Genomic DNA, 15,548 nt, shown 5'->3' with positions numbered 1-15,548 from the left:
TATTGATTAAAAATTTATATTCTTTGGTTGGAAATTGGTGTTTGTAATAACTTTTAGTGAATGTTTAAGTTAAATAAATTTTTAATTGGAATTTCACTTTTAATAAGCTTCTTTTAAGTAGTTTATATTCTATTAATAGTTTCTAGATAATATAATTCTTATTTTATAAATTTAAATCATATTTTTTTAATATCTGTACATATATTCATATAAATCTTTTTTAAGTTATTGTTATATAATAAATAATATGGCACAATGTACAACTGAGAAATCAAAAGATTTTCATAAGAAAGCTAGTGGGAATATATCTATAACATTGATTCTAAGCCTTTTATTTAATATTTTTGTAATCTTCGGTGGCGTTTATACCAATAGTATTGCTATTGTATCAGATGCTATACATGATATGACTGATACATTTTGTCTATTAATTTCATGGATACTTGAAAAATTTTCCCTTAAGGAGAAAAATGATAGATATACCTATGGTTATCAAAGACTTTCTGTTTTAGGTGCTGTAATTACATCATGTACTGTTATAGTGGCATCAGTTATAGTTGTTTATGAATCTTTAACAAGATTGTTTAGTGTTGTAACACCTGATGCAAAAGGAATGTTTGTATTTGCACTTGTAGGTATACTTTTTAAAGGTTTATCTGTTTATAAGGTTTATAAAGGTCAAACCTATAATGAAAAAGCAATCAGCTACCACATGTTAGGTGATGTGTTTAGATGGCTAGCTATTTTAGTATTAAGTGTACTTTTAATGTTTTGGGATGTAGCTATACTTGATCCAATCATATCCCTTGTAATAGCAATATGGCTGATATATCAGTTAGGTAAAACATTAATAGACAGTATTAGGATTTTACTTCAAAGGGTTCCGGATTTATATAATTTTGAAAATCTTAAAGGAGAAATTCTATCAATTGATAATGTTGAGGATATTTTAGATATTCACCTTTGGAGTTTGGATGGTATAGATCAGATTATGTCTGCAAAACTTAAGGTTACATCTGATAATAAGGACGATTTAATTAAGATTAGAAAAGATATTGATGATATTGCTGATGAGTTTAATGTTTCTGAGAGTACTATTGAGTATATTTTCTAATAATCTGTGTTCTATTATTCATTAGCAATTATCGAGTATTTTTTCTATTTTTTCTTATTAAATTTTTTATTCTAATCATTATCTGTTTTATAATTTTTTTATATTTTTAATTTAATCATATCTACTTTTAATTATTTTAATAATCATTATGAGTTATAATGATTTTAATCTATGAATATACATGTCATGATTGAATTATACAAGTTTTAATTATTTTATTTTATTTTATTTTTTTTAATGTTGAATTCTTAACTGGTAACTTTTGGATTATAAAAGTTTTAAGATTTTAATATAAACATAGTTTCTAACTTTCAAGGTCTTTAAAAAATTTTGCGGGTTTAATTTTTTAAATGGGATTACAGTAGATTTTTAAGATTTTGAATCTGTTTTTTATTAAAAAACATTTTATATAATAGTTTAAATATAAGATATAATATCATTTTAATAAAAAAATAGATGATTTTTATTTAAATAATTTATTTAAGGAGATACAATGTTTAATATAATGGTTACACCATTATTTGGTGATACCGATGCGCTACAACACATAAACAACAATGTTTTAGGAACATGGTTTGAACTTGCAAGAAATGATATTTTCAGAATCTTTACACCAGACTTATCCGTAAGTCATGATGACTGGAAATTGATTATGGTTAAAACCACTTATGAATATTTGGATCAAATGTTTTATGGTACTGATGTTGAGATAAGAACTTATGTTTTAAGAATTGGTAATAGTTCATTTACCACATATCACGAAGCTTGGCAAGATGATCGTTTATGTGCTAAAGGTACTGCTGTAATGGTTCATTTTGATTTTAACGAGCAAAAATCAATTCGTATTCCTGATGATATCAGAAAGGAATTAAATAAACATCTCTATGTTGAAGATGAATAATCTTTTTATTTTTATATTTTCTTAAAGTGGCTATTTTTCATTGGTTCTTTTATAGTTTAACATGCTTCTGTTTTTTTTTTAGATTTTGAAGATAGATACTTTTTTTTAATTGACTATTTTTTTAATATTTTTCTTGTAATTTGATTTATACTTTTGTTTTCTTTTCAGATTTTGATTTTTTTAATTACCCTTTAGATTTCATAATATTTTTTAAGATTTTTTTTTATGACAATTATGAGGAGACTTTCTATTTCAGATTTTTTCCGGCGGAAATTTTTCATCTTTACAGTATCTTTTTTTCAAAATTTTCCGTATCCTAAGAAAAATTCAGTAATATTCTATGAAATTTTATGAAAAAACCGTCTTCCTCTATATTTGTTATTTTATTTAATTTATTTTTAAAATACTATTCAATTTATAGTTTTTATTATTAATTAATGGGATTTTATATATAATTTTTTTAAAAAACTAAATTATCTGTATCTTATATATTTTTTTAATTTATTACAATTTTCATTTTTTTGAAAATTTTTAGGATTATTTTTTCCGATTAGCTTCTATTTTCTAATTTATAATTTTTTTAAATAATTTTATTCAATATTATATTTTTTTTAAATAAAAATAATTTTTTTATAAAATTTTTTAATCTTAACTATAATTTGTATAATTATCATTTTTAAAGAATGAGGGTAATCGGAAGTATACTTCCGAAACCTTTATATACTCTTACAGATAATCTTAATATAACGGAACATGGTTTCCGTCTTCCGACTATAAAAATTTTTAAATTGAAAAATTTTTTGTAAAAAAGATGCATAGGTTTGAATAATTAAAATTTAGTTTAAAATCTTTTCCTTGATAATAAAAAAGTTTTATTTTAAAAAAGCCCTTTTAAAAATTTTTTGTATTATATATTATTCAAAACCTATTCACTTTTTAAGTTGGTTGTATTTAATTTATTGTTAAAAAATATTATAGAGAAGAAGATAATATGGTTGTTTTAAATCCAGGTGATACTGCTTGGATGCTTATGGCTACTATTTTAGTATTGTTAATGAGTATTCCAGGTATTGCCTTATATTATAGTGGTCTAAGTAAAAGTAAAAATGTATTAAACACAATTTATTTAACTTTCATAGCATTTTCCGTTGCAAGTATCATTTGGGTATGTTATGGATATTCATTTGCCTTCGGTTCCACAATAAATGGATTGATTGGTGCTCCAGCAAATCTATTTATGACTGGAATGGGTGTAAATGATCTTAACGGTACAATTCCTGCATTGTTATTTGTTATTTTCCAATTAACATTCTGTGGATTAACTGCAGCACTTATTTCTGGTGGTGTAGTAGGAAGAATGAAAACCTCCGCTTGGGTAGCATTTGTTATTTTATGGGTTACCTTAGTTTACGTCCCTGTAGCTCACTGGGTATGGGGTGGAGGATGGTTAATGGAAATGGGAGCTCTTGATTTCGCTGGTGGTACAGTTGTACACATAGATTCAGGGGTAAGTGCATTAGCATTAGCATTAGTTCTCGGACCTCGTAAAGATGCCACATTATTACCTCACCACTTAGGATATTCTGTAATTGGTGCAGCATTCCTCTGGTTTGGTTGGTTAGGATTCAACGGTGGATCAGGTCTTGCAGCAAACGGTCTTGCAGCAAACGCAATTCTTGTAACTAACGTTGCAGCAGCAGTTGCATTAGTCACTTGGGTAGTCATTGATAAAGTAAAAGTAGGAAAACCAACTGTATTAGGTGCAATTTCCGGTGCAGTAGCAGGTTTAGTAGCAATTACTCCTGCAGCTGGTTTCGTTGATGTACCTGCAGCAATAGTTATTGGTTTCGTAACATCATTTGTATCTTACTTTGCATTATACTACTTAAAACCAAAACTTGGTTACGACGATGCATTAGATGTATTCGGTATCCATGGTATGTCAGGTTTATGGGGAGCAATCGCAACAGGTATATTTGCAAACCCAGCAATTAATGAAGCAGCTGGATTATTATATGGTAATCCAAACCAAGTTGTAATACAGATCATTGCAGCAGTTGCAACTGTTATATATGCATTTGTATTAAGTTACATCATTGCTAAAGTACTTGATGTCACAATGGGTATTAGAGTAGATGAAGCTACTGAAGTTAAAGGATTAGATACTCAACTCCATGGAGAATCTGGATACAGATTATAAATTCAGATTAAGATCTTCTTCAATTATCGAAGTTTAATAGGTTATTAAAACCTATTATCTTCATTTCATTGATGAAGATGTATTTAACTTAAATCTCGAGGAAATAATTAATTATATTAATTTATTAGAATTGAGATAATTGATTACCTTGTATGTATTGAAGTATATATAACATTAGAATTATATATGGAGTTTGTAAAATCATAAATTTTTTATGAGGTTTTAAAATGAAAAGAGTTATAGCTGTTATTAGACAAGAAAAATTTGAAGATGTAAAAAAAGCTTTAGATGCAGCTGGATTTAAAGGTATGACTGTTATTGAAGTCAAAGGAAGAGGTACTCAATTAGGTGTTAAAGAAACTTATAGGGGATCTAATTATTGTATTGATTTACTTCCAAAAACTCGTGTTGAATTAGTTGTTTCTGATTCAGATGTTGATAAAGTTGTAGAAGCTATCTGCGAAGGTGGTAGAACCGGTGATATTGGAGATGGAAAAATATTTGTCTCTAATGTTGAAGAATTAGTTAGAATTAGAACTGGTGAAACTGGAGAAGATGCTATATAATAGTATTCTTCTTTAAACATTTTTGTTAACTATATAAATCACACAAAACACGGGAAAGTACTATTATTATAGTATTTTCTAATTTACCTTATATTACGGGATTCATATTTATGGAATGTTTGATTAAATTAAATTTTTTATCTTGCCTCTGATTGTTGTTAATTCCTTTTAATTGTATTTTTGTATAATTTAATCAATCATTCTTTATTTTTTTTATTTTTATTATTTTGCTATTTTTTATTAAAGTTAGGTTTTAATTTTGTTTTTAAAAATTGATTGAAGTTTTATTTTTTGCTGTTTTTTATTAAAAATATCTTAAGTTTTACTTATTTTTAAAAATTGATTGGAATTGATTTTTACCTTAACTATGCTTAAGATTTAAATCGAGTATTAAGAAACCTTTCTAGAAAAGTTAAGAGTTTGAATTAAAGGATGAAATTTAAAAATAATTATTTAAAATAAGTTTGTTTATAATTTGAGTTTAAAAAGAACATGAAAATAAAAAATTAAAAAATTTTTAATTTTAAACATTTAAATTAGTGTTATTGGTAATATTGGATATCTTAACAACACCAATTATATTGTTTTTATTAACCCAAGTTTTAATTCCCTCTTCTTTAATGGTATAACCATCCTCGTATCGGTATTTAACTTCTTTATTATCACTCGTTAAATAAACTTCGTTACCATTAATTTGGCTTACTCTTTTTATGATACGTCCATATTCCGGACTATCTGCAACTACACAGTCTCCAACGGAAACATCATGGGTTTTATTTATAATAACGGATTCTCCATCATGAAATGTTGGTAGCATTGAGGTACCCTCCACATTAAAAAACATTGGTAAGGTATCGTCACCAAACTCGGATTTGATGTTAATTTCTGTGTTGGTATAACCATATTTCTTAGTTATGTTGGAAACTCCTGATTTAATGCTGTCCACAGTAGAATTCTCATTTATCATTTCCTCTTTTACATAGTTTGTAATGTCACTATTCATTTGATCATTATCTTCTAGGAAGTTAATAGTATGAATATCCGATTCCACTGTTACTCCATTGAGTTTTAAATCAACAATTAAAGCATCATTAAAGTTCATAAATCCTATGGTTCCAACTAGAGCTAATATGATTATAATAAATGAAAGAATCCATTTAGTATGACTTTTCATTTAAACACCATATTATTATGAGTAATTTAAAAATTAGTTTTAAACTTTATAATACTTATTTAATCTGGAAGTTTCCAAATTTTTTTTTGTTTAGAAGGTGTTATGTTTAAGTTTTTTTGAGTTTTTTTTATTTAATTGATTTATTAGAAGTTAATTGGATAATATTTTAGTTAACAATTATTTATTTGATTTATTAGGAGTTTTTTGAGTATTTTACTTAAGAGTTTTAAAAGTAACCTGTATTATGAATAATGAGTTAATCTAATTGATATCATCTAACTCGTCATCATCCATAATATCCATATTCAATAACATTTTCATAGTTTCAATATCTAATTGTCCAGGTGCTGTAACATCCCTTCCTGCAGCAAATGTTATTGGTGAATTAAATTTAGATGCCATTACACGTGTATAGCTTCCGAGTTCCCCCATTGAAATTGCAATGGTATCATCAAATCTTGAAAGTATTGCAAGTATAACCAGTGTGTCCTCTAATTTCTCAGGCATTACCGCGACTTTTGCAATGTCTCCAATCTGTTTTTCCTTTTCAACTATGTAGGTTAACTCATTTAATTCCGGTGTTTTTTCAAAGTTGTGATAGGAAATAATGGTTTTTGTACCAGTATTTTTAATTTCCTCGATATACTTATCATCTGTTACAAGCTCTATGTCAATATAATCAACATATGGTGCAATAGATTTTAGAAGTTCAACCCTTTCCTTTTCACTACCCTTAAAGGAGCCTCCTTCAATATCAATTCTATTGGTTGCAATCATTGGAAAGTTGATTTCCTTTGCAATTTCAACAATTAAGTCACTTGTAGGATTGTTCATTGCATCAATGCGGAATTCAAGAATATCTGCACCTTTACGTATACAGTCATGTGCAACTTCAATCACGTCCTCTTTCTCTTTTTGAGCAATTGGTATAGCTATTTTTGTTTGTGAATACATTTTAACATCTAACTAAATTCTTTATTTTCAAAAAATTAAAAACTAATTTTTAAATTACTTAATAATATATTTTAAATTATTAGATATTAAATTTTATTACACATGTTCTTTAATTTAGGATTTTTAAGTAAATTATAAAATAATAAATAATATTAGTTTTAAAAATTATAATTAATTAGATTTAGTAATTTTAGATGATTCAATTAATTAAATAAAAAAAGGGTGTATTATGAAACTTACAGTATTTGGAGCAGATATATCTTCTAATGATGTTTCTTGTAGTAAATCTTTGATTAAAAATATAAATAAAGATATTCCAAAATTATTGGATTTAGGTGCTTACAGGGCAGCTTTAACAAATGTAACTGGTGATGATCTAGTAATTGCCGCTTATGTTGAAGATGATTTACTTGAGGAAGTTAATAGGGGTATTATTCATTTGATGAGGGATAATGCTGAAAATCTCGGTGATTTGACTGGTATTTCAGAGGATAAAGAGAGTGCTGGTGAAGGGGTATCCTATGCTGAAGCTGATGTTCAAGATGATATCTATCCGGATAGCGTAATTTTACATTTTGATACATATGGTGGAGAACCATTTGTTGAAGATGTTGCGAATTCAACAATTCAGGCCGCTTCAAATTTCTTTGCCGTACATGATGTATGTAAACCGATAAGCGGTAAGGTTAGAAAGATCCCTGGTGTAGGGTATGTATCCAATGAAACTGATGATCCTGTAGTCTGTGCTACAGTAAATGGTTTGGAATCTATGGGTACTATAGCCTTTTCAATGATTGGTGCGGCACTTGGTTGTAAGAATACTTATCTTGTAGAATATGGCACTCCTTGTAATGTAATTCCTGGAAGTGTAATTGTAAGTGCAACAGCTTTCATGAATGGAAATACCCTTGATTTAGCTGTTCCGTTTGAAAACAAAACAAGAATTTTAAGATAATTCCTAATTTTTATAACCTTTTTTAGTTTTTCTTAAATATAATAATTAGCTATTTTTATAATTTCAAATTACTTTTTTCAATTATTTCATAATAATTATTCAAGTTTTATTGTTTTTATAATTTTAAATTACTTTTTTCAATTATTCCATAAAAACTATTCAGATTTAGCTATTTTTATAATCGGGAATTGTTTTTTATTATCTGTAATGATTAATATAGAATGGAATATTAACTTTAAGTCTTTGTATAATCTTTTGTATTAATTTTATATTAAATAGCCTTAATTTCTTTTAATGTTTTAAAGTACAGTTTTTATATTCTATTCTAAAAGTCTATTATTTTTTGATTAGATTACCTTTTATATTTAGAAACTTTTATTAATTAATAAATATAAAGTAAATATATTATATAATGATTAAATATTATATTTTAATTAATTTTTATATTTCTAAATTATTGTGTGTTAAAATAAGGGTTTTTAAAAAACTTGTTATGGTTTAGATTTTCAAATAAAGTAATTATAAATTTAAGAATAGTTACGTGATAATATGATTTTGTTAGATAATGATACTAAGATTTTAGTTCAAGGAATAACAGGTAAACAAGGTTCATTCCATACACAGCAAATGCTTGAATATAATACTAATATTGTGGCAGGTGTAACTCCGGGTAAAGGAGGGCAAGAACACTTTGGTGTACCTGTTTATAATTCTATTCGTGAAGCAAAAGAAAACGAAGACATTAACTCTTCTATTATTTTTGTACCAGCACCTTTTGCAAAAGATGCTGCATTTGAATCAATCAAAAACTTTGATTTAGTTGTAATAATAACAGAACATATTCCAGTCCATGATACAATGGAACTTGTTGAATATGCTAAAAGGAACAATACAACTGTTATAGGACCTAACACTCCAGGAATCATTACACCAGGTGTTGGTAAAATGGGAATCATGCCAACCCATATTTTTGAAAAGGGAAATGTTGGTGTTATCTCCCGTAGTGGAACATTAACCTATGAGGTTGCAAGTCAACTTACAAGGGCGAACATTGGTCAAAGTACTTGTCTTGGTATTGGTGGAGATCCCGTAGTGGGTACAGATTACACTCAGGTTCTTCAAATGTTTGAAGATGATGATGACACTGATGCAGTTGTGCTTATAGGTGAAATAGGTGGAAATGCTGAGGAAAAGGCAGCGGAATACATTAAAGATAATATTTCAAAACCTGTAGTTTCATATATTGCTGGAAGAACCGCACCTCCAGGTAAAAGAATGGGACACGCAGGTGCTATTATTGAAGGTAGTAGTGGAACTGCAAAAACAAAAACCGAAACTTTTGAGAAGGTTGGAGTTCATGTTGCTAAAAAACCTTCAGAACTTGTGGATTTACTTCATCAAGCTGGAATTAATTAATTTTGCTATGTTCTTTTGGTTTAATAATAGTTTATGAGTGGTTAGGTTATAAAATGGATAAATCTCAAATTATTGAAAAATTACTTAATGGTGAAATGAAACTTTACCAGATAGAAAAATACACTGATTCTATTGACGAGGCTGTTGATGTTAGAAGGGAATTTATTGAAAAATATACCTCTACTAGTCTTGAAAATGTTTCACATTATACCCTTGATATGGATAATGTATTTAAGAAGAATATTGAAAATCCAATTGGAGCAATCCAATTACCTCTTGGTGTGGCAGGACCATTATTGATAAATGGTGAGGAGGTAAATGGGGAATTTTACATACCCCTTGCAACATCAGAAGGTGCACTTGTAGCATCCATTAACAGAGGATGCTCTACCATTAAAGCGTCTGGCGGTGTCAATGCTAGAATTATTGATGATAAAATGACAAGGGCACCTGTTATTAAAGCACCTTCTGCAGTGGATGCATTAAATGTTAAAAAATGGTTTGAGGATAATTTCAAAGAACTTAAAGAGATTGCGGAATCTACTACCTCACATGGAAAATTGCTTAAGATAGATCCAATATTTGTTGTTGGGGATTATATCTATCCAAGATTTGTATACTCTACTGGAGACAGTATGGGTATGAATATGGTTACCATTGCAACGGAAAAGGTATTAAACAAAATGGCAGAGGAAACAAATGCCGTACATATTGCATTAAGTGGTAATGTATGTGTTGATAAGAAACCTGCATCAATCAATATGATTGAAGGTAGAGGAAAGTCACTTGTTGCGGATATATTGATTCCGAAAGATGTTGTGGAGGCTAAATTAAAAACCACTGCTGTAGCTATTGCGGAAGTTAATACGGCTAAAAACTTATTGGGATCTGCTGTTGCAGGTAGTATGGCTTATAATGCTCATTATGCAAATATGATTGCGGCTATTTTCCTTGCAACAGGTCAGGATGCAGCTCATGTAAGTGAAGGTTCTATTGGAATTACAACAGCAGAGGATAGGGATGGGGATTTATATTTCTCTGTAAATATGCCTGATGTTCCTATTGCAACCGTTGGTGGAGGAACTTCCCTTGCAACGGCTAGTGAAGGTCTTAATATTTTAGGTGTAAAGGGTGATGGTGGAGCTCGTAAGTTTGCAGAAATCGTTATATCTACTGTACTTGCAGGAGAACTTTCACTTTTAGGTGCACTTGCAGCAGGTCACCTTGCAAGGGCTCATCAACAATTGGCTAGAGGTTAAATATTCAGTGATATAATGAATCCTGAAGATGATTTGTATAATGAGTTTGAAAAGTATATGTCCTCAGATTATCCTGAAATAGAGCTTGAAACAGATGATTTGAAATTGGTCATTACATTGAAAAAGGATTATTCCAAAATTGATGATTTAAAACAGAGAAAAAGGGAATTTTTCAAGGATCTTGAAAATTTTATTGAGGAATTTAGGGAAACACCTGAATCAACTGACTTACTTGCATATTATGACTTTGAAAACTTTGAAAAATCATTAAAAGATGATTAATATTAAAAGTAACCTTTTTTAAAACAATTTAATTTTTCTATTTTTAATTTCCTTAATTCTTTATTATTTTTTATTTATCTATTTATAGAAACTTTTTTTTACTATTATTAAAATTCTTAAAATATAATATTCTTGCTATTTTTTTCATTGTTTTACCTTTATTGAATCTACAGTAGTAATCTTTCTACTATTTTTTTAGATTGCTGTATATTCTAAGAATATATTTTCACTATTGTTTTTTTGAATTTTTATAGAATATTAAAGCAATACCTATTGTCTATAATTAACGATATCCAATTATAATAAGTGGTTCTAGTTGGATTCTAAAAATATCAATTTTTCTAAAAATAGTATTTTTGATAAATATATGAAAAAATGGTCTTAAAAAAAGTGACAATTATAAATGAATATAATTGTCTAGAATCTGGAGAGTCTTAATCCATATGCAACAACTAAAAGTGTAAGACCAACATCACCAATAGTAATTGCTTCCCAAAGGGAGACGAATCCAAGAATTGCAACAACTGCAAGAATTGCCTTTACGGCAACTGCAACGCCAATATTTGTTTTTACAACTTGCATGGTTTTACGTGCTAATGCTATTAGATATGACAATTTTGAGATTTCATCATTCATTAGAATGATATCCCCGGTATCAATAGCCACATCGGATCCCATACCCATTGCAATACCGACATTACTCATGGCAAGTGAAGGTGCATCATTTACTCCATCACCAACCATTGCAACGTGTTTATCCTCTGCAACAACCTTTTCCACAATATTTACTTTATCCTCAGGTAATAAATCTGAATAATATTTATCTAATCCGATTTCATCGGATACAAGTTCGGCGGTTTTTTGGTTATCCCCTGTAATCATCATGGTTTTGATATTTTTGGATTTTAAGTAATTTATTGTACTTGGGGTATCATCTCTGATTTTATCATTTAGGGTAATGCTTCCTAATATCTCATTTTCAGTACCAATGAATATGGTTGTTTTAGCTTCATCAGTAAGAATATTATTTAACTCAGATTCTAAATCATTGTTAAAGTTGAATAATTCCTTGTTTCCTATATAATAATTTTCACCATTTATTGAACCGGTAAGCCCTTTTCCTGATATGGATTTGAAGTCTTCCACATCATATAATTTGAGCTTGTTTTCTTTTCTATAGTCATTGAAGGTTTTTGCAATAGGATGTTTTGATTGATTTTCAATGGAACATGCGATTCTAATGATTTCATCCTTTTCAATACCGTCTAAAGGATTAATGTTATCTATTTTTAAGTTTCCCTCAGTTAGGGTACCTGTTTTATCAAACATGATTGCTTTTGTATTGGCTAGTTCCTCAATATATTCTCCACCTTTTATAATAATACCATTATTAGTACCTGCTGTAATGGAGGATATCATTGAAACTGGAGTGGATATTGCAACGGCACAAGGACAGGAAATTACAAGTAAACATAATGCCCTATAGGCCCATGTCTGGAAAGGCTGACCAAAGAATAATGTTGGAACAGCAGCAACGAGAATTGCAAGAACTACAATACAAGGTGTATAGTAGGTTGCAAATTTATCTACAAATATATTAATATGTGCTTTTTTCTCTTCGGATTCCTTTATTAAATCTACAATTTTAGCAAATACAGTATTATCAGATGATTTTGTAACTTCTATTTCAATATAACCCTCTTCATTTATTGTTGATGAGTAAACCTCATCTCCAACATCCTTTGAAACAGCTAAACTTTCACCTGTAATTGAGGCTTGATTTACAGATGTTGAACCTTTTACGATTTCACCATCTACTGGTATCTTATCTCCAGGTTTTACAACTACAACCTCTCCAACATTAATGTCATCTACATTTCTTTCCTCTTCTTTATCTCCAACCTTTACAATAGCTGTATCTGGAGATAACTTTACAAGATTACTAATTGATTTTTTGGATCTGTCAATTGATATATCTTCAAGAAATTCAGATATGTAATATAACAATATTAATAGAGCACCTTCAGGAGCACTGTTTAATAGGAAAGCACCTACCACAGCAATCACCATAAGTAATTCAATTCTTACCTGTCCATGTAAAGCTCCTTCAATACCCTCACATATTGTATCATAACCAACATATAACACCATAATTATGTATAATACATATGCAATATTAGTTGAGCTATATATTGCTCCACTTGCAAAACTTAATTGATTTAAGATGTATGCAACAATAAATGCCACTATACCGAATCCAATTTTGTAATACGGTTCTTTGGATTTTTCCTCTTCTTCACCAATATCTGAAAGAATTCCCTCATCACTACAACATGCACAGCCTCCGCCATGATCATGGGAATGACTATGGCCGTGTGAGTGGCTATGTCCATGGGAATGACTGTGACCATGGGAGTGGCTATGATTATGTTCATCAACAGAACAGCAATCGTCATGTTCATGATGATCATGATCCTCTTCATGGTGGACATGGTTTTCATGAATGTGGTCTTCATCTTCATGATTATTTAACATGTATTTTCACCTATTTTTATTAATTCATATATCTGTGGATTGTTTAATGAATAAAATACTCTTTTATTTTCTTTTCTATTATTTACAATTCCTTTGTTACGTAGAATTCTTAATTGATGTGATATACTGGATTGGCTCATATCTAATAGTAATGATAATTCGCATACACACATTTCTTTTTGTTTAAGGGCGGATATTATTCTTATTCTATTATAGTCTCCCAATAATTTGAATAAGTCAGCGGTTTCCTTATATGTATCACATGATGACATTTTGTTAGAAACTTCCTCTACAATGTCCACTCTTATACTTTTTATTTCACAAACATCACTAGACATATGAAAGTATATTCATATGAACATATTTAAAGGTTTCTAAATTTTTAAAAAATAGCTATAAATTATAATATTCCAGGAAAAATCATACTATAATATCAATTGTTATATATCCTTTCTTTTAATATATAAATATTGTTTTATTGTTTAAAAATTTAAGTTAGTATTTTTGATTTTATAAATCTAAAAAAATAAGTTAAAAATGGTTTGTTTCAGTCTTATTCAATTTTAATAAAGTTTTAGGAATAATTAAATTTTTACAAATTTTTTGTTTTAATTTATTAATTTATTTAAGTTATAATTCTATTTATAAAATGTTTGAAAAATTAGTTATGGTTTATGGTTTATTAGTTTACTCGTGTTTTGATTTTTTTAATGTCTGAAAAATTAGTTACAGTTATTGATTTATTATTATATTTATGTTTTAATTCCTTTTAAAACATTTAAAAAAGCAGTTTAAAAAGTTTGAAAAATTAGTTATTGTTTTTTAAATAGTAAAATAAAAATGTTTAAGATTTTAAGAATTATTTGGAATTTTTAATGTCTTCCTTCTTAATACATAGATCATGATGTATCTCCAAATCAGGATTTTTTGATTCCATATTTTCCTTTTTAATATCGAAATATCCAATCTTTTCAAGAACAGATCTTACATCTACCTTTGTCTCGAAACAGCCTGTTTTTGAAAGAAGTACTCCCTGTGGTGAAAATTGGTTTAATTTCATCATTGTCAGATTTAAATCTTCATAACATGCAACACCAACAACAGAATCAAAATCATTGTTTTCAATAATCTTTTTAACAAAGCTACTTCCGGGAACTATAAAGACTTTATATCCGATACTCTCAGCCTTTTCTTTAATAACCCCAATGGAACATTTGCCGCATTTGTCACATACAAGTCCTGTTTCATCAAGTCTTGCTTGACAGTCACTACTTCTAAGACAATGCGGAAGTACAAGTATTTTTCTGGAATTATCAGTATTGTTAAAGTTAGTTTTATTCACATGGTTCCTTAATGATACGCTCATCTGATCCACCATTGTATCCTCAAAACCTAACCAATTGGATAGGCTTTTAAGAGGTGAATAGAATATATCTGTAATGACCAGTATGAATCTTGGAAAAATAAGCCTATTGTTTTTCAATTGTATCCTTCCAATTATCAATACAATAATGAGTAGCGCAATTATGGCGACTACTATAATAAAAACACTCTGTCCCAATAATTTAAATAATGAATCTGTTATCATTTAAATAGTACCTTAAAACTTTTATAAAATTATAATATTAATATTGTCAGATATAATATTTATTGTTTATATATAAAGTGTTTTTATTTATAAGAAAAATTAGAGTATATTGATTTTAAAATTCCTCAATTTCATAATCAATATCTTCACGGTTTAGTTTGATACCCTTGGTGGTCTTTTCAATTTTTATACCACTTAAACTATCACATGAACATAATATGTCTTGTTCGGGATGTGTTCCAGGAATTATATTACAATCAAATCTTACAGTATCTCCAACGGATAATACCATTGGAAGTCTATTTGATGCTTTATTCTCCTTAGGCAATATTATAATTGGTGATTGCATATCACGGGTTAGGTAAATAAGTGATTTTATACCTTTTTTGAATTTTTCACCCTTTCCAAATGCAGAAACTGCTATGATATCATCATCTTCAGGATATAATACTACCTCCTCGTTATCTGATGTTTCTATAAAGAGCATATCACAGTTGGCCATTTTACATATACCAACTATGCCGGTTTCTCCATTAAGAAAGACTATGTCATTATCATTAAAATCTATATTCATGTCGGCACCTTAACTAAAAATAAAAAAGTA

The 15,548-nt window shown here is 28.5% G+C and carries 14 protein-coding genes; 8 read left to right on the top strand and 6 right to left on the bottom strand.

Annotated features, from left to right (window positions below):
* Nucleotides 1-247 precede the first annotated feature (247 nt).
* The 4 genes from ABM4_RS04500 to ABM4_RS04485 all read left to right on the top strand — a co-directional run bounded on the left by ABM4_RS04500 (nt 248) and on the right by ABM4_RS04485 (nt 4,781).
* Nucleotides 248-1,114: a cation diffusion facilitator family transporter gene (locus ABM4_RS04500; protein ID WP_016358492.1), complete on the top strand. Its 867-nt coding sequence runs from the start codon at nt 248-250 to the stop codon at nt 1,112-1,114.
* A gap of 493 nt (nt 1,115-1,607) precedes the next feature.
* Nucleotides 1,608-2,015 carry a thioesterase family protein gene (locus tag ABM4_RS04495; protein WP_016358491.1) on the top strand — a complete coding sequence of 136 codons (408 nt, stop codon included), beginning with the start codon at nt 1,608-1,610 and terminating at the stop codon, nt 2,013-2,015.
* A 991-nt stretch (nt 2,016-3,006) separates the two neighbouring features.
* Nucleotides 3,007-4,215 carry an ammonium transporter gene (locus tag ABM4_RS04490; protein WP_016358490.1) on the top strand — a complete coding sequence of 403 codons (1,209 nt, stop codon included), beginning with the start codon at nt 3,007-3,009 and terminating at the stop codon, nt 4,213-4,215.
* A gap of 227 nt (nt 4,216-4,442) precedes the next feature.
* Nucleotides 4,443-4,781, top strand: coding sequence for a P-II family nitrogen regulator (locus ABM4_RS04485; RefSeq protein WP_016358489.1), 339 nt, complete (start codon nt 4,443-4,445; stop codon nt 4,779-4,781).
* 523 nt (nt 4,782-5,304) lie between these two features.
* Here the strand turns inward: ABM4_RS04485 and ABM4_RS04480 are convergent.
* Nucleotides 5,305-5,955: a S24 family peptidase gene (locus ABM4_RS04480; protein WP_016358488.1), complete on the bottom strand. Its 651-nt coding sequence runs from the start codon at nt 5,953-5,955 to the stop codon at nt 5,305-5,307.
* 261 nt (nt 5,956-6,216) lie between these two features.
* A complete protein-coding gene (aroD, locus tag ABM4_RS04475) occupies nt 6,217-6,909 on the bottom strand; it encodes a type I 3-dehydroquinate dehydratase (protein WP_016358487.1) in 693 nt (230 codons plus the stop codon).
* A gap of 229 nt (nt 6,910-7,138) precedes the next feature.
* Here aroD and ABM4_RS04470 point away from each other — a divergent pair, with 229 nt between their 5' ends.
* The 4 genes from ABM4_RS04470 to ABM4_RS04455 all read left to right on the top strand — a co-directional run bounded on the left by ABM4_RS04470 (nt 7,139) and on the right by ABM4_RS04455 (nt 10,821).
* Nucleotides 7,139-7,864 carry a hypothetical protein gene (locus ABM4_RS04470; protein WP_016358486.1) on the top strand — a complete coding sequence of 242 codons (726 nt, stop codon included), beginning with the start codon at nt 7,139-7,141 and terminating at the stop codon, nt 7,862-7,864.
* 549 nt (nt 7,865-8,413) lie between these two features.
* A complete protein-coding gene (gene sucD / locus ABM4_RS04465; RefSeq protein ID WP_016358485.1) occupies nt 8,414-9,280 on the top strand; it encodes a succinate--CoA ligase subunit alpha in 867 nt (288 codons plus the stop codon).
* 53 nt (nt 9,281-9,333) lie between these two features.
* Entirely contained in the window at nt 9,334-10,539 is a 1,206-nt protein-coding gene (gene hmgA / locus ABM4_RS04460) for a hydroxymethylglutaryl-CoA reductase (NADPH) (protein WP_016358484.1), read from the top strand.
* 15 nt (nt 10,540-10,554) lie between these two features.
* The gene (locus tag ABM4_RS04455; RefSeq protein ID WP_016358483.1) at nt 10,555-10,821 is read left to right on the top strand and encodes a hypothetical protein; all 267 of its coding nucleotides are present in this window, start codon (nt 10,555-10,557) and stop codon (nt 10,819-10,821) included.
* 417 nt (nt 10,822-11,238) lie between these two features.
* On the opposite strand, the gene ABM4_RS04450 is transcribed toward ABM4_RS04455, so the two are convergent.
* The 4 genes from ABM4_RS04450 to ABM4_RS04435 form a co-directional block, all read right to left on the bottom strand.
* A complete protein-coding gene (locus ABM4_RS04450) occupies nt 11,239-13,356 on the bottom strand; it encodes a cation-translocating P-type ATPase (RefSeq protein ID WP_016358482.1) in 2,118 nt (705 codons plus the stop codon).
* Nucleotides 13,350-13,694 carry a metalloregulator ArsR/SmtB family transcription factor gene (locus ABM4_RS04445; RefSeq protein ID WP_016358481.1) on the bottom strand — a complete coding sequence of 115 codons (345 nt, stop codon included), beginning with the start codon at nt 13,692-13,694 and terminating at the stop codon, nt 13,350-13,352. Before ABM4_RS04445 ends, ABM4_RS04450 begins: the two co-directional genes overlap by 7 nt.
* Nucleotides 13,695-14,215: 521 nt before the next feature.
* Entirely contained in the window at nt 14,216-14,944 is a 729-nt protein-coding gene (locus ABM4_RS04440) for a DUF116 domain-containing protein (RefSeq protein WP_016358480.1), read from the bottom strand.
* A 115-nt stretch (nt 14,945-15,059) separates the two neighbouring features.
* Nucleotides 15,060-15,518: a hypothetical protein gene (locus ABM4_RS04435; protein WP_016358479.1), complete on the bottom strand. Its 459-nt coding sequence runs from the start codon at nt 15,516-15,518 to the stop codon at nt 15,060-15,062.
* Between the last annotated feature and the right edge of the window lie 30 nt (nt 15,519-15,548).

Origin of the sequence: Methanobrevibacter sp. AbM4 (assembly GCF_000404165.1) — an archaeon.
GTDB lineage: Archaea > Methanobacteriota > Methanobacteria > Methanobacteriales > Methanobacteriaceae > Methanarmilla > Methanarmilla boviskoreani.
Note: the sequence above shows the minus strand (reverse complement) of the source record. Positions and strands in the feature narration are given on the sequence as shown.